Origin of the sequence: Herbidospora yilanensis, assembly GCF_001570565.1 — a bacterium.
In the GTDB taxonomy this organism is placed as follows: Bacteria; Actinomycetota; Actinomycetes; order Streptosporangiales; family Streptosporangiaceae; genus Herbidospora; species Herbidospora yilanensis.
The window spans coordinates 71,292-94,511 of record NZ_BBXE01000031.1; the positions used below are offsets into that span (position 1 = coordinate 71,292).

The 23,220-nt window shown below is 72.2% G+C and carries 22 protein-coding genes; 11 read left to right on the forward strand and 11 right to left on the reverse strand.

All coding sequences use genetic code 11. The annotated features are described in order from the left end of the window. Positions 1–2,505, forward strand: coding sequence for a penicillin acylase family protein (locus tag AW273_RS24860; RefSeq protein ID WP_062352673.1), 2,505 nt, complete (start codon positions 1–3; stop codon positions 2,503–2,505). Between the two features lie 42 nt (positions 2,506–2,547). Here AW273_RS24860 and AW273_RS24865 read toward each other — a convergent pair whose 3' ends face one another. Continuing rightward, positions 2,548–3,486, reverse strand: a complete 939-nt coding sequence (locus AW273_RS24865) for an alpha/beta hydrolase (RefSeq protein WP_062352676.1) — start codon at positions 3,484–3,486, stop codon at positions 2,548–2,550. Between the two features lie 32 nt (positions 3,487–3,518). Then, on the reverse strand, positions 3,519–3,836 hold the full coding sequence (locus AW273_RS24870) for a putative quinol monooxygenase (protein WP_062352889.1): 318 nt from the start codon (positions 3,834–3,836) through the stop codon (positions 3,519–3,521). 121 nt (positions 3,837–3,957) lie between these two features. On the opposite strand from AW273_RS24870, the gene AW273_RS24875 reads away from it, so the two are divergent. After that, a complete protein-coding gene (locus tag AW273_RS24875; protein WP_062352679.1) occupies positions 3,958–4,857 on the forward strand; it encodes an AraC family transcriptional regulator in 900 nt (299 codons plus the stop codon). 40 nt (positions 4,858–4,897) lie between these two features. Here the strand turns inward: AW273_RS24875 and AW273_RS24880 are convergent, their stop codons facing one another. Beyond that, complete coding sequence (locus tag AW273_RS24880; RefSeq protein ID WP_062352682.1) at positions 4,898–7,273, reverse strand: helicase-associated domain-containing protein; 2,376 nt, start codon at positions 7,271–7,273, stop codon at positions 4,898–4,900. Positions 7,274–7,578: 305 nt separating this feature from the next. Further along, positions 7,579–8,115: an ATP-binding protein gene (locus tag AW273_RS24885; protein ID WP_232327579.1), complete on the reverse strand. Its 537-nt coding sequence runs from the start codon at positions 8,113–8,115 to the stop codon at positions 7,579–7,581. Positions 8,116–8,221: 106 nt separating this feature from the next. Between AW273_RS24885 and AW273_RS24890 the strand changes: the two genes are divergently transcribed. The 3 genes from AW273_RS24890 (at position 8,222) to AW273_RS24900 (ending at position 9,685) form a co-directional block, all read left to right on the forward strand. Then, positions 8,222–9,103 (forward strand): Sco1979 family transcriptional regulator, encoded by an 882-nt coding sequence (locus AW273_RS24890; RefSeq protein ID WP_083950020.1) that lies wholly within the window; start codon positions 8,222–8,224, stop codon positions 9,101–9,103. Further along, positions 9,090–9,323: a DUF397 domain-containing protein gene (locus tag AW273_RS24895; protein ID WP_030450615.1), complete on the forward strand. Its 234-nt coding sequence runs from the start codon at positions 9,090–9,092 to the stop codon at positions 9,321–9,323. The genes AW273_RS24890 and AW273_RS24895 overlap by 14 nt, the downstream gene beginning before the upstream one ends. A 101-nt stretch (positions 9,324–9,424) precedes the next feature. Continuing rightward, positions 9,425–9,685 (forward strand): hypothetical protein, encoded by a 261-nt coding sequence (locus tag AW273_RS24900; RefSeq protein ID WP_231515285.1) that lies wholly within the window; start codon positions 9,425–9,427, stop codon positions 9,683–9,685. Here the strand turns inward: AW273_RS24900 and AW273_RS24905 are convergent. Further along, positions 9,682–10,275, reverse strand: a complete 594-nt coding sequence (locus tag AW273_RS24905; RefSeq protein ID WP_062352898.1) for a histidine phosphatase family protein — start codon at positions 10,273–10,275, stop codon at positions 9,682–9,684. The two genes, AW273_RS24900 and AW273_RS24905, sit on opposite strands and share 4 nt — an antisense overlap. 70 nt (positions 10,276–10,345) lie before the next feature. Between AW273_RS24905 and AW273_RS24910 the strand changes: the two genes are divergently transcribed. Further along, positions 10,346–11,218 (forward strand): Gfo/Idh/MocA family protein, encoded by an 873-nt coding sequence (locus tag AW273_RS24910; RefSeq protein ID WP_062352685.1) that lies wholly within the window; start codon positions 10,346–10,348, stop codon positions 11,216–11,218. Here the strand turns inward: AW273_RS24910 and AW273_RS24915 are convergent. From AW273_RS24915 to AW273_RS38790, 3 genes are all read right to left on the reverse strand, one after another. Then, positions 11,184–12,398, reverse strand: a complete 1,215-nt coding sequence (locus tag AW273_RS24915; protein ID WP_232327580.1) for an acyltransferase family protein — start codon at positions 12,396–12,398, stop codon at positions 11,184–11,186. The two genes, AW273_RS24910 and AW273_RS24915, sit on opposite strands and share 35 nt — an antisense overlap. 196 nt (positions 12,399–12,594) lie before the next feature. Continuing rightward, positions 12,595–13,239, reverse strand: coding sequence for a response regulator transcription factor (locus AW273_RS24920; RefSeq protein WP_062352688.1), 645 nt, complete (start codon positions 13,237–13,239; stop codon positions 12,595–12,597). After that, positions 13,230–14,429, reverse strand: coding sequence for a sensor histidine kinase (locus tag AW273_RS38790; protein WP_062352691.1), 1,200 nt, complete (start codon positions 14,427–14,429; stop codon positions 13,230–13,232). The genes AW273_RS24920 and AW273_RS38790 overlap by 10 nt, the downstream gene beginning before the upstream one ends. 228 nt (positions 14,430–14,657) lie before the next feature. Here AW273_RS38790 and AW273_RS24930 point away from each other — a divergent pair, with 228 nt between their 5' ends. The 3 genes from AW273_RS24930 to AW273_RS24940 all read left to right on the forward strand — a co-directional run bounded on the left by AW273_RS24930 (position 14,658) and on the right by AW273_RS24940 (position 17,446). Then, positions 14,658–15,590: an ABC transporter substrate-binding protein gene (locus tag AW273_RS24930; protein ID WP_062352694.1), complete on the forward strand. Its 933-nt coding sequence runs from the start codon at positions 14,658–14,660 to the stop codon at positions 15,588–15,590. A 75-nt stretch (positions 15,591–15,665) separates the two neighbouring features. Then, complete coding sequence (locus AW273_RS24935) at positions 15,666–16,673, forward strand: FecCD family ABC transporter permease (protein ID WP_083950022.1); 1,008 nt, start codon at positions 15,666–15,668, stop codon at positions 16,671–16,673. Then, positions 16,670–17,446 (forward strand): ABC transporter ATP-binding protein, encoded by a 777-nt coding sequence (locus AW273_RS24940; RefSeq protein WP_062352700.1) that lies wholly within the window; start codon positions 16,670–16,672, stop codon positions 17,444–17,446. The genes AW273_RS24935 and AW273_RS24940 overlap by 4 nt, the downstream gene beginning before the upstream one ends. Here the strand turns inward: AW273_RS24940 and AW273_RS38090 are convergent. Together AW273_RS38090 and AW273_RS24950 are read right to left on the reverse strand one after the other, a co-directional pair. Next, positions 17,436–19,091 (reverse strand): serine/threonine-protein kinase, encoded by a 1,656-nt coding sequence (locus tag AW273_RS38090; protein ID WP_063910092.1) that lies wholly within the window; start codon positions 19,089–19,091, stop codon positions 17,436–17,438. The two genes, AW273_RS24940 and AW273_RS38090, sit on opposite strands and share 11 nt — an antisense overlap. Further along, a complete protein-coding gene (locus AW273_RS24950) occupies positions 19,088–20,551 on the reverse strand; it encodes a S1C family serine protease (protein ID WP_062352703.1) in 1,464 nt (487 codons plus the stop codon). Before AW273_RS24950 ends, AW273_RS38090 begins: the two co-directional genes overlap by 4 nt. A gap of 194 nt (positions 20,552–20,745) precedes the next feature. On the opposite strand from AW273_RS24950, the gene AW273_RS24955 reads away from it, so the two are divergent. Both AW273_RS24955 and AW273_RS24960 read left to right on the forward strand, forming a co-directional pair. Next, entirely contained in the window at positions 20,746–21,894 is a 1,149-nt protein-coding gene (locus AW273_RS24955; protein ID WP_062352706.1) for a sensor histidine kinase, read from the forward strand. After that, positions 21,891–22,556: a response regulator gene (locus tag AW273_RS24960; RefSeq protein WP_062352709.1), complete on the forward strand. Its 666-nt coding sequence runs from the start codon at positions 21,891–21,893 to the stop codon at positions 22,554–22,556. The genes AW273_RS24955 and AW273_RS24960 overlap by 4 nt, the downstream gene beginning before the upstream one ends. Here the strand turns inward: AW273_RS24960 and AW273_RS24965 are convergent. Then, entirely contained in the window at positions 22,499–23,200 is a 702-nt protein-coding gene (locus AW273_RS24965; protein ID WP_062352712.1) for a hypothetical protein, read from the reverse strand. The genes AW273_RS24960 and AW273_RS24965 overlap by 58 nt on opposite strands. Positions 23,201–23,220 lie beyond the last annotated feature (20 nt).

A 23,220-nucleotide genomic window follows, 5' to 3' on the forward strand; every position in this document is an offset into this window, starting at 1 on the left:
ATGGTGAGATTCGCTCCGTACAAGAGGTTCTCGTGGCCGCTCCGCTGGTCGTTGCGGATCCTCACGACGCTTCTCGTACTCGTGCTCGTCGCGGTCGGCGGGATCGTCTGGGTGGTCCGCGCGTCGTTCCCGCAGACCGACGGTGAGCTGCGGCTGCCGGGGCTCACCAAGGCGGTCACCGTGCGCCGCGACGGGTTCGGCGTGCCGCAGATCTACGCCGACACCGCCGCCGACCTGTTCCGGGCGCAGGGCTACGTCCACGCCCAGGACCGGTTCTGGGAGATGGACTTCCGGCGCAAGACCACGGCCGGGCGGTTGTCGGAGCTGTTCGGCGACTCCACCCTGGAGATCGACAAGGTGGTCCGGACGCTCGGCTGGCGCCGGGTGGCCGAGCAGGAGATCAACCTCCTCACCCCGGAGGCGAAGGCGGGTCTCGACGCCTACGCCGCCGGGGTGAACGCCTGGATGAAGGACAACGAGGGCCCCACGGCCAGAAGCCTCGAATACGCGGTCCTGAAGCTCACCAACGCCGACTACGAACCCGAGCCGTGGACGCCGGCCGACTCCCTGGCGTGGCTGAAGGCGATGGCCTGGGACCTGCGGTCGAACATGGACGACGAGATCGAGCGCGCCGTCGACGCCGCGACGATCCCGAGGGAGCGGGTCGAGGAGTTGTTCCCGCCCTACCCCTACGACCGGCACCAGCCCATCGTCACCACCGGCGGCGTCCGCGACGGCGCGTTCACCTCGGGCGACCGGGCGACGACGGCGACCGCGGCGGCCGACGCCCTCCGGCGCGTCTCGGCCACGCTGAACGCCGTGCCCTCGCTGCTGGGCGGCGGGAGCGACCCCAAGGGCATCGGCTCCAACTCGTGGGTGGTGTCCGGCGAGCACACCGACACCGGCGAGCCGCTGCTGGCCAACGACCCGCACCTCGGGCCGAGGATGCCCTCGATCTGGTACCAGGCCGGCCTGCACTGCCGCACCCTGTCGCCCGCGTGCCCCTACGACGTCTCCGGCTTCACCTTCTCCGGCCTGCCGGGCGTCGTCATCGGCCACAACCGCACGATCGCGTGGGGCTTCACCAACCTCGCCCCCGACGTGGCCGACCTCTATCTGGAGCGGGTGCGCGAGAACACGTACGAGATCTCCGGCACCTGGGCGCCGCTGGAGACCCGCACCGAGCGCATCGAGGTCGCGGGCGGGACGCCGGTCGACCTGACCGTGCGCACCACCCGGCACGGCCCGATCGTCTCCGACGTCTTCGCGCCGGTCGCCCCGCTGAAGACCGAGGGCGTCGAGGTCGCCCTGCGCTGGACCGCCCTCGACCCCGGCCACACCGGCAACGCCATCTTCATGCTCGGCAGGGCCGGGAACTGGGCGGAGTTCCGGAAGGCCGCGGCCCAGTTCGAGGTCCCGTCGCAGAATCTCGTGTACGCCGACACCTCCGGCAACATCGGCTACCAGGCCCCCGGGAAGATCCCCGTCAGATCGGGCGGCGACGGCAAGTGGCCCGCCGAGGGCTGGACCGGCGAACAGGAGTGGACCGGCTTCATCCCGTTCGACGAGCTCCCGACGGCGTTCAACCCCGACGAGGGGTTCATCGCGACCGCCAACAACGCGGCCGTCGGCCCCGGCTACACCCACTTCCTCACCGACGACTGGGCCTACGGCTACCGCTCGCAGCGCATCGCCGACCGCATCACCCAGGCCGTGTCCACCGGCAAGATCACCAAAGACGTCATGTCGGCGATCCACCAGGACTCCCACAACGGCCTGGCCCCCGTCCTCGTCCCGCACCTGAGGAGGGTCGGCGGCGCCGACACCGCCCTGTTCGCCGGCTGGGACTTCACCCAGGACAAGGACAGCGCCCCGGCCGCCTACTTCAACGCCGTCTGGCGCAACCTCCTCGCGCTGACCTTCCACGACGAGATCGCCGAAGACCTGCGCCCCGGCGGCAACGACCGCTGGTGGGAGGTGGTCCGGCGGCTGCTCGACGACCCCTCCGACACGTGGTGGGACGACGTGAGGACCCCCGCCGCCGAACAGCGCGACGACATCCTGCGCGCGGCCCTCGCGGCGGCCTCGGAGGAACTGCGCGGCACGCTCGGCGACGACCCGAAGGCGTGGACGTGGGGCGACCTGCACACCCTGGAACTCACCAACGAGACCTTCGGCACCAGCGGCATCGGCCCCATCGAGTGGTTGTTCAACCGGGGCCCCTACCGCCTGTCCGGCGGCAAGGACGCCGTCGACGCCACCGGCTGGGACGCCGCGTCGGGGAACTACGAGGTGAACTGGGTGCCGTCGATGCGCATGGTCGTCGACCTGGCCGACCTCGACGCCTCGACCTGGGTCAACCTGACGGGCGCCTCGGGCCACGCCTTCGCCGGCAACTACGCCGACCAGGCCGGCCTGTGGGCCGAGGGGCGGACGACCCCCTGGCCCTTCACCGAGGAGGCGGTCGGCAGGGCCACGGCCGACGAACTGACGCTCACCCCGTAGGGGCACGCTCGTCGAGATCGACACGGTGGCCGTTCTCCGGGACTAGAGGAGCCGGTTCAGCCACTCGGTCCGGGTGCGGCGGGCCTCCGCCGAGAGGGCCGCGGTGGGGTAGAGGGCGTCGAAGCCGTGGAAGCCGCCGTCCCACACGTGCAGGTCCGCGCGGCCTCCGGCGGCCCAGATGCGGGTGGCGTAGGCGACGTCCTCGTCCCGGAAGACCTCGGCGGAGCCGGCGTCGACGTAGGCCGGCGGCAGGCCGGACAGGTCGGCGGCGACGGCGGGGGAGACGTAGGCCGGGACGTCGTCGCCGGTCAGGCCGCCGAGCACGGCCCGCCAGCCGTAGGTGTTCATCTCGCGGCTCCACACCCCCGGGCCGGTGAACTGGAGGGTGGACGTGGTCGCGTCGCGGTGGTCGAGCATGGGGCAGATCAGCACCTGGGCGGCGAGCGCCGGACCGCGCCGGTCGCGGGCCATCAGGGCGACCCCGGCGGCCAGCCCGCCGCCGGCGCTGATGCCCGCGACGACGATCCTCGCCGGGTCGGCGCCCAGGCCGGCGGCGTTCTCGGCGGTCCAGGCCAGCGCCCGGTAGCAGTCCTCGGCGAGGGTCGTGCCGGTGACGTCGGGGGCGAGCCGGTAGTCGACGGTGACGACGACCGCGCCGAACCGGTCGAGCCACTCCAGCGGGATGTCGAGGTTGGCGAACCGGTCGCCCATGATCATGCCGCCGCCGTGGATCCAGACGACGCACGGCGCGTTCACGGCCCCGGGCGGGATGAGCACGGTCAGCGGGATCTGCGCGCCGTCCTCGGCGGTCACGGTGACCTCCCGCCGCTCGACGGCCCGGCCGCCGAGCAGGGTGTCGAGGGGCGTGGACGGCATGCCGCGCACCATCGCGACCACCTCGGGGGTGAGTTCGGGCATGGTCGGCAGGTCGGCGGACAGGGCGCGGAGTTCGGCGTCGACGGCGGGCCGGACGGGGGTCATCGCAGGTCCTTTCTGTGGGTGGGGCGTGGGGGTCAGAGGGCGGCCTTGCCGCATACCGGGGTGAGGTCGGTGTAGACCGACTCCCCGGCCAGCAGCGGGGCGATCCTCGCGACCATCGCCTGGGCCGCCTCGCCGGCGAACAGGCGGTGGTGGTCGTCCTCGGTGGTCCAGCCCTCCGTGACCTGCACGACGTCGGGGTCGGCGGCCGAGCGGCTGACCAGGTAGACCAGGCAGTGTTCGCTCGCGGCGGGGGAACCCGCGTCGAGGCCGGTCAGCAGGAGCGCGACCAGATCGTCTCCGCGGCCGGGGAGCGCGGTCATGGTGGCGGTGAAACCGTAGGTGGCGGTCATGCTCATTCCTTCTCATCGGCGGTGTTCCCGTTGCTTCAATTACACGGCCTCGTCCAGTCCAGGGGTAGAACGATGGTCGCCGCCTCTTGCCTGATCCTCTCGTGAGCGGTGTAATCGGGCGATGAGCATGGAAGAGCTGCGCGGGCTGCTGAACCGGCACGCCCGTCCCGACATGACCACCCCCATCGACGGGGTGCTCGTCTCCAGGGTCGAGCGGTCCGATCCGCCGGAGACCTCCATGTCCGGCACGGTGCTGGCGGTCATCGCACAGGGCGAGAAGCGGCTCGCGCTCGGCGACCGCGTCTACGACTACCGCGCCGGGCAGTATCTCGTCGCCTCCGTCGACCTGCCGGTCACCGGCCACTTCGTCGGCGCGACCCGTGAGGAGCCCGCGCTCGGGTTCGGGCTGGTGCTGCGGCCCGAGGCGGTGGCCGAGGTGCTCCTGGCGGCCGGGGCCGGCGACGTGCCCCGGGAGCCCGGCGGCGCGGTGTCGGGGCTGGCGGTCAGCGACGTCTCCGCCGAGTTGCTCGACGCGGTCGTCCGGCTGCTGCGGCTCATCGAGCGGCCGCGCGACCGGGCGGTGCTCGCGCCGCTGGGCGTCAAGGAGATCCTCTGGCTGGTCGCGAGCGGGCCGCAGGGCGGGGCGGTGCGGCAGCTCGGGCTGGCCGACAGCGGGCTCAGCCACGTCGCGCGGGCGGTGCGGTGGATCCGGGAGCACTACGCGCAGCCGTTCCGGGTGGAGGAGGTGGCGCGGTTGTCCGGGATGAGCGTGTCGGCGTTCCACCGCAACTTCCAGGCGGTGACCGCGATGAGCCCGATCCAGTTCCAGAAGCAGATCCGGCTCCAGGAGGCCCGGCTCCTGCTGGCCACCAGCCCCGGCGACATCGCCGGGGTGGGGCATCGGGTCGGCTACGACAGCCCGTCGCAGTTCAGCAGGGAGTATCGCCGCCAGTTCGGCGCACCGCCCAGTCAGGACGCCACGCTGCGTCCTTCCGCCAAGGCGGTCGCCGCTCTGTCGTGACGGCCGCAGCCGTGCGCGGCCGGGGTGGGCGGAGCCGTGACTAAGAAGCTGTTACCGACGCGATCTCGTTGAGGGGGAACTCCAGGTAGTCGCCGGCCTCCTCGCACCAGGCGTCGAGGACGCCGCTGTGGAGTTCGCCGTGGCTGACGGTGGCCGTCACCCCGTCGGACAGGGTGATCAGCGCGCGGACGCCGCGGTCGACGACGAAGCCCAGGAGCGACTGCTGGGCCGTCGGCAGGCGGCTGGCCAGGCGGCCGATCAGTGCCCACGTGTGGCCGCTCTGGCGGCCCTCGTCGCGGCTCTTGATCAGGCGCTTGGCGTGTTCGTGGGGGTCGGGCGGGGGCTCGGTCAGCAGGGGCGGCGGTTCGAGCTCGGCGACCCGGCCGCCCGGCAGCAGGATCAGCCGGCCGCCCTGCGGTTCGCGGCGGATCTCGATGTCGCCGGTGTCGTTCACCGGGACGGGGGCGTAGCCGGCCTCACGCAGCGCCCGGAGGGTGCGGTCGGCGGGGGCGTTGCTGGCCAGCACGGTCGGGGCGAGCTGGCGCAGGCCGAGTTTGGCCAGCTTGCGGTGGCCGGCGATCTCGGCCAGCAGCCCCGGGTCGGAGCCCTGCACGATGCAGCCGACCGAGGTGACGGTCACCTCGCCGTGGCGGCGGGCGACGTCGTTGATGAGGTAGACGAGCGGCTGGGGGAGGGTGCCGACCTGGGCGAGCTCGTCGAGCAGTTCGTCGGCGGTCGACCCGGCGTCGAGCGCGCGGCGCACGGTCGCGGGGCTGAACCGCCAGATCGACGCCGCGCCCTTGGCCTCGCGGGTGGCGACCCGGTCGAGCAGCGAGGTCAGTTCGACCGCCGGGGGGCCGGTGACCACCGCGGTCAGGTCGGCCCCGAACAGGGCGGTGCGCTGCGCGCTGGCCAGCGCCCGGGTGGAGCACTCGGCCAGCGCCGGGTCGTGTTCGACCTCGGGGGCGGAGTCGTCGTGCTCGTCGCCGGCGACCGCCCCCAGGGAGGCCAGCGCGCGGCCGAGGTCGGTGAGGGAGTCGCAGGCGATCAGGCCGAGCAGCCGCGCCTCCTCCAGGAGACCGGGCGCCGACTCGGCGAGCAGTTCGCGGTCGAGCAGCGGCGCCCGCCAGTGCACCGACTGCACGAGCTCCTGGAGGGTGGCGAAGCCCTGGCCGGGCTCGACGTCGGTCAGGGCGCCGAGCACGGCCCGGCGGATGCGGGCGAGGGTCTCGCCGGCCGGGTCGTCGCCGAGCACCACCGGATAGCGGCCGTCGACGCGGCGCAGCGACGAGCGTTCCATCCGCCACCAGGCGGCCAGCAGCACCCGCAGCCGGTGGGGGGCGTCTTCGAGCCGCCAGGCGTCGAAACGCTCGGTCGGCACCAGGCCGCCCGCCTTCTCGTCGAGGGCGAGCAGCCGGGCCACCGCGCAGACCTCGATCAGCAGCCGGGTCTCCTCTTCCGGGGTGCCCGTCTCCTTGGCCACGCGGCGGATCTCGCGCACGCCCACGCCGCCGTTCTTCAGCAGCGGCAGGGTGGTCTTGTCGGTGTTCTCCAGCAGCGCCGTGGCGCGGTCGAGCAGGTGGGGCGCGGCCAGCGCCATCGCCAGGTCGACGGCCTCGCGATCGACCGGGATGGTCGCCAGGTCGGGCGGATAGGGGGTGAAGGGGCCGTGATATTCGGGGCCGCGCAGGCCGAGGGCGACCTCGCGGGGCATCTCGGCGACGTCCCATTGGGTGCGGAACAGCAGGCCCCGGTCCTGGGCCCACTTCTCGGGGGTGCCGGGGTTGACGAAGCGGTTGCCGTCGACGCTGCGGACCGGGCCGTCCCAGGCGAAGTCGTCGAGCAGGCCGACGGTGCCCTCGGGGGCCGAGGAGAGCAGGTCGCCGAGTTTGTCGGGGTCGCCGAGCAGCGCGGTCACCCGCGCCGTCATCTGGCGTTTGCCGCCCGCCGGGGGGATGCCCAGCGTCCGGCACATGCGCCGCAGCCCTTCGGCGTTCAGCGCCCACGACTCCAGGTATTGGGCCAGCGGCTCGCCCAGGCCGCACGGCGCGGTCCACCAGCGGGCCACCGCCTCGGCCAGGTTGATGCGGCCGTCGGGGCCGGGCCAGGCCAGCGCGCAGTCGTAGAGCCGGTCGAGCCACGGGATGACCTCGGAGGTGGACACGCCGAGGAACCGGGCCAGTTCGTCCTCCGTCGGGCGGCCGCCGATGACCAGGCACGCCTGCAGGAGTTCCAGAGGGGGCAGCGGAAGGCCACGCATGACCTCCATGACCGCGAACGTGTTGCCGAGCCGCTGCGCGAGCGCATCGATCCGCCGGGGCCAGGGCGGGGCGATGGCGTCCGGCCGGTTGGCCAGCAGACGCGCGAGCCGGTCTTCGTCGAGAGTTGTCAGCCAGGCGATTAGGTGATCGTCCATCACAGATCTCTCAGGGCCTCGGGAAGCCGCGGTGGTGGAGACGCACGTGAGATCAAGATATTCGGCACCCTGGGCGACGAAAAGGTCATTCTCCTGTTCTCCCTCCTCCCCGCGAAGAGTGCTGGACTCCACCTCAGCACAGGATCACGCGATCGGAAGGCGATCCCGGATACTCGATGGGGAATTCCTGGCCCGGCGTTAACAGAGGTCCCAGCGGACTCAGGAGATCGTCGGCCAAGGGGTGCCCCCGCGCAGTCCGGGCTACACGGGAGCACCCCTCGGCCGGCGAGGCATCGGGCGGGGCACTAGTTCAGGACGGCCCAGACGGCCTTGCCGTGGGGGGAGAGGGGCGACCAGCCCCACCGCACGCTGATCGACTCGACGATGTGGAGCCCGAGCCCGCCGGGCTCGAAGGGGTTGGCCTCGCGCATGACCGGGGTGGCCGAACCGGGGTCGGTGAGCGCGCAGGTGACGAAGCCTCCGCGCCGGATGAGGGCCAGCCTGATCACCTCGCGCCGGTGCCGGCCGCCGATCTCCAGGCCGTGGCGCAGGGCGTTGGTGGCCAGTTCGGAGACGACCAGTTCCATGCCGTCGCACAGGTCGCCGAGCTCCCAGCCGGTCAGTGTGCCGGTCGCGAAGCTGCGGGCGCTGTGGACCGAATCGGCTTTGGGCGGGAGGACGAACGTGGCGGCCTGCGAGGGGGAGACGGCAGGCGGAAGGTCGCGCGCGGGTTCGGGCCACCAACCGACCGGGGGCCACCAATCGAGTGCCGACCATTCGAGGACCGAGTGCACGAGATCATGATGGGGCACGGTCTCGTGCATGTGCAACAGCGGATGCACGTGCAGATGGTCGTTGCAGGCGCTACGGTTACCCAAAACGACCCTGGGACGAAAGGGGCGATCTTTGACAGACTGTAGTTCAGTCCACATACCGGAGGAATGACTCGTGTCCATCGACCCGCCAGGTTCCGGCTCCACCGTCCGGCGCATCATGCTCGGCGCCAGTCTCCGGAGGCTGCGCGAGGAGCGGGACCTCACCCGCGAAGAGGCCGGATTCCACATCCGGGCCTCCGAATCCAAGATCAGCCGGATGGAACTCGGCCGGGTCGGATTCAAGACACGAGACGTCGAAGACCTGCTCACCCTGTACGGCGTCGTCGACGACGCGGAGCGACGGCAACTCCTGGAGATGGTCCGGGAGGCCAACACGCCCGGTTGGTGGCACAAGTTCGGCGAAGTGCTGCCGGGCTGGTTCGTCACCTTCATCGGCCTGGAGGAGGCGGCCAGCGTGATCCGCACCTACGAGGTGCAGTTCGTGCCCGGCCTGCTCCAGACGTCGGCATACGCCCGCGCGGTCATCCGGCTCGGGTTCCCCGACGCCACCGATGACGAGATCGAACGCCGCGTGCATGTGCGGATGCAGCGGCAGGAGCGGCTGGCCCACGCGGGCGGCCCGCGCCTGTGGGCGGTCATCGACGAGGCGGCGCTTCGCCGGCCCATCGGGGGGCCCAAGATCATGCGCGAGCAGATCGAGCATCTGCTCGACGTGGCCCGGCTGCCCAACATCACCCTGCAGGTGATGCCGTTCCGCTTCGGCATGCACGCCGCCGAGGGCGGGGCCTTCACCATTTTGCGGTTTCCGGAGTCCGACCTTTCGGACGTGGTCTACGTCGAGCAACTCTGGGGGGCTCTGTACCTCGACAAACGCGAGGACATCGACCCCTACCTCACGGCCATGGAACAGCTCTGCGTGGAGAGCACCACGCCGGGCGGGACCAGGGACCTGCTCGATGATCTTCTGAGAGAGAAAGTGTATGCAGACTTATAACGGGATGCCCGCCACCGCCCTCGCCGGGGTTCAGTGGCGGAAGAGCCTGCACAGCAACTCCACGGGCAACTGCGTGGAGCTCGCGGAGCTGCCCGACGGCGGGGTCGCCGTCCGCAACTCCCGGTTCCCGGAGGGGCCGGCGCTCATCTACACGCGGGACGAGATCCGCGCGCTGGTGCTGGGCGTCAAGGACGGGGAGTTCGACGGCCTGGTCGCGTGACGCCGTTTCAGCCCGACTTTTAACACGAGGTTCACGCACTTAACGGCTTTGGGCCAGGTGTGTAACACGGGTCCGGCAGCATGGATCCCATGCTGGACCAGATGACCTTGTATCCCGTCGCCGACGACGTGCTCTTCGCACCCGGCGGCCGGGTCGTGATCAGGACGTACGGTGTCGCCTCGGCGGCCGATCCCCATGACGGCAAGCCGCGGCCGGTGGCGTACCGGACCTGGGTCACCGGGGTCCGCGACCAGCCCCGCTACTGGCGCTGGGGACACTTCGAAGACGCCCGCCGGGGACACCGCAAGGTCCTCGAATGGCTCACCGGGCGCGGACCGCAGCCCGCGCCCGTCAACTCCTAGACCGGGCAGTTCCAGCTCAGCACGACCCGTTCGCCGTGCTCGTATCCCAGCGAGCAGTAGGTGCCGGTGTCGAGCCGGAGCAGCCTCCCCTCGGAGGCGGGCAGGCCGAGCCAGCGGGCCGCCAGCACCCGCAGGAAATGGCCGTGCGCCACGAGCAGCACCGAGCTGTCCGCACCGGTGAGCGCGTCGACGGCCCGGGTGATCGCCCGGTCGGCGCGCTCGCCGACGTGGTCGACGCTCTCACCCGGGTGGGCAGAGTCGCCCGGGATGACGCCATCGCGCCAGATGTACCAGCCGGGGATCGACTCCCTGATGGTGGCCGTGGTGACGCCCTCGTAGCCGCCGTAGTCCCACTCCCACAGGTCGGGATCGGTCTCCCAGTGGGTGAGCCCGGCCAGCCCGGCCGTCTTCTCGGCCCGCTGGGCCGGGCTGACCAGCACCAGCGCGAAGTCGCGGTCTCCGACCAGGGTGTTCAGGGCACGGGCCTGCGCCTCGCCACGGGGGGTCAGCGGGATGTCGGTCCGCCCGGTGTGGCGACCGGCTCTGCTCCATTCGGTCTCGCCGTGGCGCAGCAGGATGATGTTCACCAGCCCCATGATGGCGCGCCACCGGTCGATAGTCTCTGATCGCCGACGTGTCGCGACAAAGGGGAGCTGGCCGATGGAACCGGTATCTGTGGGGCTGGTCGGAGCCGGGCCGTGGGCCGGCATGATCCACGCGCCGAAGCTCGCCGCCGGGCCGGACACCCGGCTGGCCGGCATCTGGGCCCGCCGCCCCGAGGCCGCGCGCGAGCTCGCCGCCAGACACGGCACCCGCGCTTTCGAGCTGCTCGACGAGTTCTTCGACCACTGCGACGCGGTGGCGTTCTGCGTGCCCCCGGGCGTGCAGGCCGAACTCGGGGTGCTGGCCGCCCAGGCCGGCAAGGCCCTGCTGCTGGAGAAGCCCCTGGCCGACAGCCTCGACGGGGCCCGGCGGCTGGCCGAGGCCGTCGCCGAGGCCGGCGTGGCGACGCAGATGGTCTTCTCCTTCCGGTACGCCACCGCGACCACCGCCTTCCTGGAGAAGGTCGCCGGGATCGAGCCGTTCGGCGGATACGCCGCCAACATCGGCGGCGCGCTGCACGGCGGCCCGTTCGCGACGCCGTGGCGGCTGGAGCGCGGCGCGATCCTCGACGTCGGCCCCCACATGCTCGACCTGCTCGACGCCGCGCTCGGCCCGATCGCCGGGGTGCGCGCCCACGGCAACTCCCTCGGCTGGGTCGGGCTGCTGCTGGAGCACGAGACCGGCGCGGTCAGCGAGGCGTCGCTGACCATGGCCGCCACCGGCGACCTGCCCGACGCCCGCGTCGAGGTGTTCGGCCGCAAGGGCTCGGCCACCCTGTTCGGGGCGATGCTGGGCGACGACGCCTTCGAGCGGATGGTCGCCCAGTTCGCCCGGACGGTCAGGAACGGCGGCGGCCACCCGCTCGACGCCGCCCACGGGCTGCGCCTCCAGCGTGTCATCGCGGAAGCGGAGCGGCAGCTCTCCGCCTGAGCAGCAGGGCCAGCCCCAGCGCGAGCGCCGCGCTGCCGGCGGCCGGGACGAAGGTGCCCGGCGCGAACCCGGTGACGGTCAGGGTGAGCAGCCCGGCCGCCGACAACCCGACCGCCGCGACGGTTCTGGCGCGGGTCGGGGCGGCCGGCGGCGCCGCCTCGAACCGGGCCAGCAGCGCCGTCAGCACGGCCAGCACCAGCGACAACCAGCCCAGCCAGATGGGCAGCAGCAGCCACCACGCCGGCGACCACGGCTCGGGGGTCCGCGCGCCGAAGCCGAGGAACGCGACGCCGCCGACGATGATGAGCGCGGTCATGTGCCAGAGGTAGAAGGTCATCATGCGGGGCGCCAGCCAGGCCAGCGCCGGCGCGGGCAGCGCCCGGTTCAGCCGCTCGCGCGCCCACAGCGCCAGGCCGAGCTGACCGGCGAAGACCACGAGCATCACGGCGCTGGGCGGGGCCATGTTCGACGGCATGCCGGGCATCCCGATCATGCTGGCCGGGTAGGGACCGGCGATCACCATGACCGCCGTCATGCCGAACCCGGCGACCGCCAGCCACAGCGCCCTGCGGCCGGTCAGGTGGGCGAGCCTGCCCTGGGCGTACAGGAACCCGATCTGGTGGACGGCGAGCCAGACGAACACGACGTTCAGATATCCGGCGGCCTCGAACCCGGAGAAGCGCAGCACGTCGACGGCGAGCGCCCCGGCGGCGAACGCCGGGACCAGCACCCCCGCGCGCACCCGCGCCAGCAGCGGCGTCGTGACGACCGCGAGCAGGTAGACGGCGAGGAACCAGAGGAGCTGGCCGACCAGCCGCGAGGCCACCTCCAGCGGCTGCGCCGGGACCCCCAGCGCGCCGAGCAGGTAGGGCAGCGGCAGCCACACCGCGATCAGCGGCAGCACCGGCCAGCCGAGCCGCACCACCCGCCCGCCGATCCACTTCTCGGCGCTCTGCGGCCGGGACGTCCAGCTCAGATGGTTGGCCGCGCCTCCGGCGAAGAACACCAGCGGCATGACCTGGCTGACCCACGTGACGAGCGGCGCCGACGCCAGCGCGTTGCCGGTGACCAGGTCGCCCCCGCGGTCGAGCAGCACCGGCATCGACCAGTGCTGCACCACCACGAGCACCATTCCCAGCACCCGCAGCACGTCGACGAACGGGTCGCGCGGCGAGGCCACGGGAGGGACGGGATGAGGATGCGTCATCGACATGGGGGGCCGCCTTCGGGGGGAATCGGTTCCCCTTGAGCCTCCCGGGAACGGGCGCGGAAGTCGGTCCCGCGGGCACCCGACTTGATCGACGGGTGTCCGCTACCCCGGGTGGTGGTGCTGGCTACACCCCCGAGCGACCGGCGCGCCTCGCCCGCCGGGCGGGTCAGACCCCGCTCAGGTAGGCCAGAACCGCCAGCACCCTCCGGTGGCCGCTGTCGCTCGGCGGCAGGCCGAGCTTGGCGAAGATGTTGCCCACGTGCTTGTGCACGGCCCGTTCGGTGACCACGAGCGAGGCCGCGATGTCGGTGTTGGAGTGGCCCTCGGCCATCAGCGACAGGACCTCGCGCTCGCGCGGGGTGAGCGAGTCGATCGGGTGCGCGTGCCGGCGGACCAGGAGCTGGGCGATGACCTCCGGGTCCATGGCGGTGCCGCCCTTGGCCACGCGCTCCAGCGCGTCGACGAACTCCGACACCCGGGCCACGCGGTCCTTCAGCAGGTAGCCGATGCCCCCGCCGCCGCCGGCCAGCAGCTCGGTCGCGTAGGTCTGCTCGACGTACTGGGACAACACGAGGATCGGCTGGCCGGGGTGGACGCGGCGGACCTCGACGGCGGCGCGCACCCCCTCGTCGCGGAAGGTGGGCGGCAGCCGGATGTCGACCACGGCGATGTCGGGGCGGTGCTCGTCGACCGCCCGGTGGAACTCCTCGGCGGTGCCCACGGTGGCGGCCACCTCGTGGCCCTCGGTGGTGAGCAGCAGCGTGAGGCCCTCGGCCAGCAGCACGCTGTCCTCCACGATGATCACTCGCACGGCAGCTCCACCCGCAGTGTCGTCGGCCCGCCGGGCGGGCTGGTCAGTGTGGTCTCCCCGTCGAAGGCGCTGACCCGGCGGCGGATCCCGGCCAGGCCGGACCCGCCGTTCTCGTCGGCGCCGCCGCGGCCGTCGTCGGTGACCTCGGCGGTCAGCCTGTTCCCGGTACGCCGGACGCGGACCGTCGCCTTGCCCGCGGAACTGTGCCGGGCGACGTTCGTCAGCGCCTCGGCGATCACGAAGTAGGCCGCCGCCTCGACCGCCGCGGGGAGCCGCCCGACGTCGGCCGTCTCGGTCTCGACCGGCACCGGCGAGCGGGCCGCCAGCGCCGCGACCGCGCCCGGCAGGCCCCGGTCGGCCAGGATCGGCGGGTACATGCCGCGGATGATCCCGCGCAGCTCGGTCATGGTCTCCTCGGTGCTCAGCCGGGCCTCGGTGATCAGCGCGGCGGCCTTGCCGGGGTCGGTGGCCAGGACACGTTCGGCGATGCCGAGCCGCATGGCGACGGAGACGAGCCGGGCCTGCGCGCCGTCGTGCAGGTCGCGTTCGATGCGGCGCAGCTCGTAACCGTGCGCGTCGAGCGCCTCGGCCACCCGCTCGGCCAGCCGCACGTGCTGCGGCGTCGCGAGCAGCGACCTGGCGAGCCGCGACAGTCCCTCGGCGACCAGCGGCACCACCCGGAACCCGATCGCCGCGACCACCGCCATGAACAACGGGACGGTGACCGCCACCGCAGCCCACGAGTCGAGCGCCCACGGCAGGTAGATGTGGTGGTCGGGCGCGAACGCGTCCCACCACAGCGGGAGCGACAACGCCCAGCCGAGCGCGCCCCACAACGCCGCCGCCGTGATCGCGCCGAACGGCGCGGTGAACACGTGCTGGGCGAGGAAGGCGAGGTCCCGCCAGGTCTGCGGGTCGCCCATGACCACGCGCACCCGCGTGAGGACACCGCCCCTGATCGGGTGGTACGACGCCGTCACCGGCCGGCCGAGCCACGCCCCCGCGTTCCGCCGGGCCAGTGAGGCGACGCCCCGGTTGAGCCGGATCGCGTAGGGGAGCAGGAGCAGCCCGAGGTAGGTCGCGGAGACGACGAGGGTGAAGAGGGTGACGGCGATGGCCAGCAGGCACAGGGGGACCAGGAGGAGTCCCAGCAGAAGCCGCCCGGTCGCCGTGACGGTCCGCCGCACCATGCGGCCAGCATAGCCTCACGTTCCCGGCGAAAAGGCTGTTGGTAACGTATGGGACGCGTGACGCCGCAGCGAAGTCCGGTGCGAACCCGGCGCTGTTCCCGCAACTGTGATCCCTCCTCGGAGGGTCAGCCAGGTCGCCTGCGCCGTCGCCGACGCCATCCGCCCTCGTGGAAAGGGTGATCCGTCCCTCGGGTCTCTCGTTCCGGCAACTCTCTTCGGAGGAAACTCGTGAGGCCCCTGCGTACGGCCCTCGCGGGCGTGTTGCTGGGTGTCGCCCTGCTGTCCGGCTGCGGCAGCTCCGACACCGCCACCCCCGCCCCCACCGCTTCCGCCGCCCCGAGCGGCCCCTTCCCCGTGACCGTCCAGGCCGCCAACGGCCCGGTCACGATCGCCGCCAGGCCGCAGCGGATCGTCTCGTTGTCGCCCACGGCCACCGAGTCGCTGTTCGCCATCGGCGCCGGGCCGCAGGTCACCGCCGTCGACGACCAGTCGAACTTCCCCGCCGAGGCCCCCAAGACCGACCTGTCGGGCTTCAAGCCCAACGTCGAGGCCATCACCGCCCGCGAGCCCGACCTGGTGATCGTCTCCAACGACCTCGAAGGCGTGGTCGCCGGGCTCGGCAAGGTCGGCGTGCCGGTGCTGGTGCTGACCGCCGCCACCAAGATCGACGACGCGTACGCCGAGATCGAGAAGCTCGGCACCGCCACCGGCAACCGTGCGAAGGCCGACGAGGTCGTGGCCGGCATGAAGCGCGACCTCGCCGCGCTGGCCGCCGCCGCGCCCAAGGCCGGGCTGACCTACTACCACGAGCTCGACGTCACCCCCTACGCCGCGACCTCGACCACCTTCATCGGCCAGGTCTACGCCCTGTTCGGCCTGGTCAACATCGCCGACGAGGCCCCCGACGCGGCGGGCGGCTACCCCAAGCTGTCGGCCGAGTTCGTCGCGAAGGCCGACCCCGACCTGATCTTCCTGGCCGACGTGAAGTGCTGCGCGCAGAACGCCCGGGCCATCGCCGAACGTCCCGGCTGGGGCGGCCTGAAGGCCGTCGAGAACGGCGACGTGGTCGAACTCGACGACGACGTCGCCTCCCGCTGGGGCCCCCGCGTGGTCGACCTGGCCGAGGCCATCGGCGCCGGGGTGGCCAAGGCCGCGGGCTGATGACCCGGAGCTTCTTCAGGGCCGGGCGGATCTCCTCCTGGGCCTCTTCCCGGCCGGATCCGAGGCGGCGCACCGATGCGTAGGGGAGTCGTGTTCGCCGGTGCCGCCGTGGTGCTGGCCGCGTGCATGACCGCCGGGCTCATGGTCGGCGCGGCCGGGCTGCCCCTCAAGGGGGTGGTGCTCGCGCTGGCCGACCGGTTGCCCTTCGTCGAGGCGCACTCCGGGCTGACGCCGCTGGAGACCGGGGTGCTGTTCGAGCTCCGGCTGCCCCGGGTGCTGCTCGGCGCGATGGTCGGCGGGCTGCTCGCCGTCGCGGGCGCCGGGTACCAGGGCGTGTTCCGCAACCCGCTGGCCGACCCCTACCTGCTGGGGGCCGCCGCCGGGGCCGGGCTGACCGTCACGCTGGTCATCGTGGCCGTGGGCGACGGGGCGGCGGTGCCGCTCGCGGCGTTCTGCGGGGCGGCCGGCGGGGTGCTGCTCGCGTACGGGCTGGGGCACACCGCCACCCGGGGCGGCGGCACCGCGACCCTGGTGCTCGCGGGGGTGGCGGTGACGTCGTTCCTGACCGCCGTCCAGACGTTCCTCCAGCAGCTCAAGGTCGACGAGTTGCAGCGCGTCTACGCGTGGATCCTCGGCGACGTCGGCGGCGGCTGGGACCAGGTCGTCATGTGCGCGCCCTACGCCGTGGTGGCCGCCGCGATCCTGCTGCTGCACGGGCGGCTGCTCGACGTGCTCTCGGTCGGCGACGACGAGGCCTCGGCGCTGGGCGTGCGGGCCGGACGGGTGCGGCTGGTCGTGCTCGTCGCGGCCTCGCTGGCGACCGCCGCCGCCGTGTCGGCGGGCGGGCTGATCGGGTTCGTCGGCGTCGTGGTGCCCCATGCCGTCCGGCGGCTGGCCGGAGGTTCCTACCGCCTGGTGCTGCCACTGTCGCTGCTGGCGGGCGGCGCGTTCCTGGTGACGGCCGACCTGATCGCCCGGACCGTGCTGGCCCCCGCGGAACTGCCCATCGGGGTGGTCACCGCGTTCGTCGGGGCGCCGTTCTTCGTCACCATCCTGCGGGCCACCCGGAAGGTGGAGACGTGACCGTCGAGATCACCGGCGTGGGCGTGGACCTCGGCGGGCGGCCGGTCCTGCGCGGCGTGACCGCCACCGCCCGGGAGGGCCGCTGGCTGGCCGTCATCGGGCCCAACGGGGCCGGGAAGTCGACCCTGCTCAAGGCCGTCATGGGCCTGCTGCCCCACACCGGGCTGATCACCGTCGGAGGCCGTCCGGTACGCGGCCTCGCCCCCCGCGACCGGGCCCGCCTGCTGGCCTACGCGCCGCAGAGCCCGCTCCTGCCGCCCGACATGACCGTCCACGAGTACGCCCTGCTGGGGCGCACGCCGTACATCTCCTATTGGGGGCGCGAGGGCGCCCGTGACACCGAGACGACCCGCGCGGTGCTCGACCGCCTCGACCTCGCCGGCCTGGCCGCGCGGCCCCTGGAACGGCTCAGCGGCGGCGAGCGCCAGCGGGTGGTGCTGGCCCGCGCGCTCACCCAGCAGGCGCCCGTGCTGCTCCTCGACGAGCCGACCACCGCGCTCGACCTCGGCCACCAGCAGCAGGTGCTGGAACTGGTCGACCGGCTGCGCCGCGACGACGGCCTCACCGTCGTCAGCACCCTCCACGACCTCACCGTGGCCGCCCAGTACGCCGACGACCTGCTCCTGATGAGCGGCGGCACGGCCGTCGCGGCCGGCCGCCCCGCCGAGGTGCTGACCGAGGACCTCGTCACCCGCCACTTCGGCGCCCGCGTGACCATCGGCGCCGGACCGGCCGGGCGGCCGGTCGTGCACCTGCGCCGCCCTACGACGTGAACTTCACGCTGTTGATGATCGTGGTGATCGTCGTGTCGTCGCACTTGGCCGTCGGGCAGAAGAAGGTCATCAGCGCCGACGGCTGGCCGGGACGGGTCACCAGATAGCTGCGGAAGTCGAGCCGCCCCACCCCGGACGCGTCGCTCAGGAAGCCGCTGACCTTGAACCCGGGCTGCCCGCCCACCGAGGTCGACGACGGCGGCGCCGGGATCGACACCACCCCCGGCAGGGTCGCCTGGAGGCCCGCCTGGACCGACTCCAGCGCGTCGCTGGCCGAGATGGTGTCGGTGGTCTGGGCGACCACGCCGCTCGACTTGTCGGGGGAGCCGGTGATGACCGGGTTGACCCCCGACCAGTCGGGGTTGCCGGGCACGCTGAACAGCGCGTCGAACGCGTCGGCCGAGGCCGCGATCGTGACGTGCTGGTCGGAGTAGTCCTTGCGGGTCCAGGTCGACGGGTAGTCGAAGCTGTAGGGGGCCGCGACGTTGCCGGGGAAGGTGTCCCACGACGCCTGGCCGTCGCCGCCGCTCTGGCTCACCACGTAGACCGCGCCCGCCGCGATCAGCCCCAGCGCCAGCACCCCGCCGATCACCGGGACGACGGGGAACCTCTTGTTCTGCGGCACCCCGGCCGGGGCCGTCGCCACCTGCGACACCCGCGAGGGATACGACGGGTGCGACGGATGCGTGTAGGGCGGGTTGGACGCCGGGTTCTGGTAGACCGGGTTCTGGTAGACGGTGCCCGGAGGCTGCGACGGCCATGACTGCCGGGGGCCCGAGATCGGGCTCGGCAGGTCGCCCTCGGTGCCGCTGATCGCGTCGCGCAGGGCCGTCACGAACGCCGTGCACGTCGGGTAGCGGTCGAGCGGCGACTTCGACAACGCCCGCGACAGCACCTGGTTGACCGTGTGGGGCAGGTCGGGCCGGTAGGGGGTCAGCGGCGGCGGGTCGTGGGAGACGTGCGCGTAGAGCAGCGCCAGCTCGGTGTCGCGCTGGAACGGCGGCAGCCCCGCCAGGGCCTCGTAGACGACGCACGCGAAGGCGTAGCCGTCGGCGCGGCCGTCGACCGGCAGGCCCCGGATCTGCTCGGGCGCGACGTAGCGGGGCGTGCCCATGAAGTGGCCGTGGCTGGTCAGGCCGGTGTCGACCGAGGAGCTCTTGGTCAGGCCGAAGTCGGTCAGGTAGACGTGGTCGTTGCCGGTGACCAGGATGTTGGCCGGCTTCACGTCGCGGTGCACCAGCCCGTTGGCGTGGGCCTCGTCGAGCGCCGAGGCGATCTGCGAGAACAGGTGGTTGGCCCGCGCCACCGGCAGCGGGCCGTTCGACTGCACCAGCTTGCGCAGGTCGCTGCCGCCGTCGACGTAGCGCATGGCGATGAACAACATCCCGTCGTGCTCGCCGGCCTCGTAGATCGGGATGATGTGCGGGTGGTCGATCGAGGCGACCAGCCGCGACTCGCGCACGAACCGGTCGCGGAACCGGCTGTCCTCGGCGAGCTGCGGGGCCAGCACCTTGAGCGCGACCGCGCGGCCGAGCCGCTGGTCGCGCGCGCGGTAGACGGTGGCCATGCCGCCCCGGCCGACCACCGCCTCGATCGTGTAGTCGCCGATCCGCTGCCCCACCAGCGCCGGCAGTTCAGCGCTCATGGCGCGTCCGACGGATGACCGCAGAACCCGCAGAACCGGTGGGCGTGGCCCAGCCGCATGCCGCACTGGGTGCAGAACTTCTTCGACGCCCCGCCCGGGTTCGAGCCGGGATTCGAGACGTGCGGCTGACCTCCCGGCGGCGAGACGTCCGTGACGGGCTGACCCGGATTCGGAGTGCGGTAGACCTCCGTCTGGGCCGACCATGACGTGACCAGCGCGTGGTTCTCCCCCGACGTGTCCTGCCCGTCCGCCCCGTTGCGCCGGCGCCGCAGCAGGAACGGCACCGACCCGGCCATGACGGCCCCCACGAGCACGACACCCCCGGTGATCCAGATCCACGGCGCCACCCCCGACGCGGGCGCCGGGACGGCGACGGGCGTGGACTTCTTCGTCGCCGCGTCTTCGGCCGTGCCCGCCTTGGCCTTCGAGACGCGGAGGTATTCGAGCGCCACGGCGTGGTCCTGCCGCAGGGTCAGCACCTGCTGCAGCACCGGCGCCGCGTTGCCGTAGAGCTTGTTGTGGTAGGCGGCGAGCGCCTGTTCGTAGACGACGTCGACGGGCCCCCGGCGGGGCGTCACCCCGGCCGCCACCAGGGCGGTGCGGATCTCGTCGACGGGCGTCACGGTCGCGGGCAGGCTGCCGCCCCCCGACAACACCCCGACCACCTCGCTCTTGCCGTCGTCGATCACCGCGGCGCCGATCGCACCCGCTTCGATGAGTTTGTCGATTTTGTCACGTTCCGCCGCTTTGAAGTTGCGGCTGCCCGGCGGGTCGAAGTGGGCCGTGTCCATCTTCGGTGGCGCCTTCGCCGACGGGCGGACGGCCAGCGTCATGACGTCGACCGACTCGACCTGGGCGGTGATCGTGGTGCCCATCGGCACGGTCGGCAGGTTGTTCTTCGGGCCCGCGTTGACCTTCAGCACCGCCGGGGCCGACGGCGCGTCGCCCGCGGACAGCACCTCGGCCGCCAGGCCCTCGGGCAGCGCCGGGTCGAGGTAGGGGAAGGCGGTCACCTTCGTCTCGACGGTGGCGTTGCAGGTCGAGTTCTGGGTGCGCGGCGGATAACAGGCCTGGAGGCGGATGTTGAGGTCGGGGTCGTCGACCGTGTGACGCTCGAAGTCGGCCGGGACGTCGACCTTGAAGTATTCGGCGAAGACCTTGTTGGCGGCGTACACCTGCAGGTCCTTGTCGGGGCGCACGACCTGGGTCGCCGTCACGATCACGCCGTCGGGCGTCACCGTGAATCCGCTGCCGGTCGCCAGCTCCACCTCGTATTCGCGCTCGAAGCGCTGAAGACGGGCGCGGTCGTCGATGAGGGTGACGGAGACCGTGGACTCGGACTCCACCCGGACGGCTCCCGGTGTGACCCGGTCGGTCGATCCGCTGGGGTGGGGATGCAACAAGGGCATGCCCAGGACACCGAGGGCACCGAGCCCCGCGATGACAACCAGGCGGGGCATGTCCGCCTCCTTAACCGATGACGACGAATTCCAGCGTCTCAGTGGCCGGAAACCCCGGCAAGGGTTCACACGGTCACCGAAACTCATCTGATACCGGCCAAGGATCACGCCAAGGCTTGCATTTCACTTGCAATCGGATCGAAGGTGGCGACCTGCCGCTTCGCGGGGCGACCACGACACACTAATCTGCCACCATGGCCCTCCGCATCCCCGCGCCCTCACGGAGCGACCTCCTCATCGGCGCCGCCGTCGCGGCCGTCGGCATACTTGAGGCCTTCACCTCCGCGACCTCCTACGGCGCCGCCCAGAATCCCGAGCTCTGGTGGATCCCGCAGGCCCTGATCGCCGGCGGTCTGCTCTGCTTCATGCGCGGAGCGCCGATCCTGGTGTTCGTCGGCACGGTGCTGCTCCAATTCCTCTGGCACCGGCAGGGATACGAGGCCTGCCAGGTCCATCAGCTGTTCGCCCTCCTCATCGGTTTTCACGGCCTTGGCGCGCGGTTGAGCTTCCGCCGAGGCGGCCCCTGGGCCGGAGGCGGGATCCTGATCTTCGACGTGGGCGCGGTCGACATGCGGGTGCTGCCGATCTCCGAGGCCATCTACCTCACGGTGATGTTCGGCTTCGCGTATCTGACGGGCGTGGCCGTGCGGGCGTGGCTGGTGCGCGCGCAGCGGGCCGCGAAGGAGGCCGCGCTGGCCGAGGTCGAGCGGGAGCGCCGGGCCGCCGAGGCGGTCGCCGCCGAGCGCAGCCGGATCGCCCGCGAACTGCACGACGTGGTCGCCCACAGCGTCAGCATGATGGTCATGCAGGCCGCCGGGCTGCGCCGCGCGCAGGGTGGCGAGAACCCCGTGCTGGTCGGCATCGAGCAGGCCGGCCGCGACGCCGTCAACGAGCTGCGGGTGATGCTGGGCGCGCTGCGCATGCCGCAGGACGAGGCGCTGCCCCAGCCCGGCCTCGACATGGTGCGGAACCTGATCTCCACGGTCGGCAACACCGCCCTGCGGGTCACCCTGACGATCACCGGCGAGCCGGTCCGGCTGGCCCCGGGCCTCGACCTCTCGGCCTACCGGATCGTGCAGGAGGCGCTCACCAACGCGGTGAAGTACGCCGGCGAGGCCGACGTCCAGATCAAGATCACCTATCACCCGCTCTCGGTCACGCTGGAGGTGACCGACAACGGGAAGGCCGCCGGGGTCGGCGGGTTGTCGACCGGCAACGGCCTCATCGGCATGCGCGAGCGGGCCGAGCTGTTCGGCGGCACGCTCGACGCGGGGCCGAGGGAAGAGGGCGGGTTCCGCGTCTGCGCGGTGCTGCCGACGTCTCCCGGGGTCGTCCTGGTATGAGCGAGAGCATCAGGATCGTCCTGGCCGACGACCAGGCCATGATCCGGGCCGGCCTCCGCATGGTGGTGGAGAGCGAGCCGGGCATGGAGGTCGTGGGCGAGGCCGCCGACGGCGTGGAGGCCGTCGCGGTGGCCCGCCGGGTGCGGCCCGACGTCGTCCTGATGGACATCTCGATGCCGCGCATGGACGGCCTGACCGCCGCCCGGCAACTGCTCGACACGCCCGGCCCGCCCAAGGTCATCATGCTGACCACCTTCGACACCGACGAGAACCTCTACGCCGCCCTCCGGGCCGGCACCAGCGGCTTCCTGCTCAAGGTGTCGCCGCCCGAGCAACTCGTGGAGGCCATCAGGGTGGTCGCCGCCGGTGACGGGCTGCTCGACCCGGCGGTCACCACGCGGGTGATCGCCTCCTTCGCCGGCCGTCACGAGCCGGTCCGGCCGCCGCAGCTCGCCGAGCTGACTCCGCGTGAGCTGGAAGTGCTCCGCATGCTCGCCAAGGGCCTCACCAACGCCGAGATCGCCGGCGCGCTCTTCGTCGGTGAGGCCACGGTCAAGACCCATGTGGCGCGGGTGCTGATGAAGCTCAATCTGCGCGACCGTGCTCAGGCGGTCGTGTTCGCGTACGAGTCGGGCGTGGTGACGCCCGGGGCCGTCGGGTAGTAGGAGATCCACTCCGCCTCCGACATGCGCAGGACCTTGACGCCCCAGTAGCCGAAGGCGATCACCGGGACGCCCCAGGTGACCAGCGTGACCGGGCCGTACTCCAGCACGAAGCCGACCCACCAGCCGACCAGGATCAGGATGGTCGTCCACAGCGGGGCGAACCCGGCCCGCCACAGGGCGATGGCGACCAGGCCGGCTCCGATGGGGCCGAAGAACAACCACGGCATCTGGAAGCCGAAGACCACGCCGGGCAGGTTGAGCATCTCGTCGAAGATCTTCGCGGCCTGCTCGGGGGTGTTGTGCTGCCCCAGGTACCACTCGACCGGGTCGACCATCAGCAGCGCCGACAACGACAGGAAGCCGATCACGGCCATCGTGCCGCCGATGTGGGCGAGCACCGCGCCGCGCCTGCGGGCGAAGTGCAGCACGCCGATCAGCGCGACCGGGAGCAGCATCCACGACCAGTGGTAGAGCGCCGACTGGAGCTGCGCCATGGCCGGGTTGTCCTGGTAGCTGACCGACTCGCGGATGTCGCCCCAGGTGCCGGGGTCGACCACGACGGCGACGAACTGCAGCAACGGCGAAACGATCAGCAGCAGGCCGGTGACCCAGCGCCGGTAGCCGGTGGAACTCGTGAACATCTCTCGTCTCCCCCTCGGGT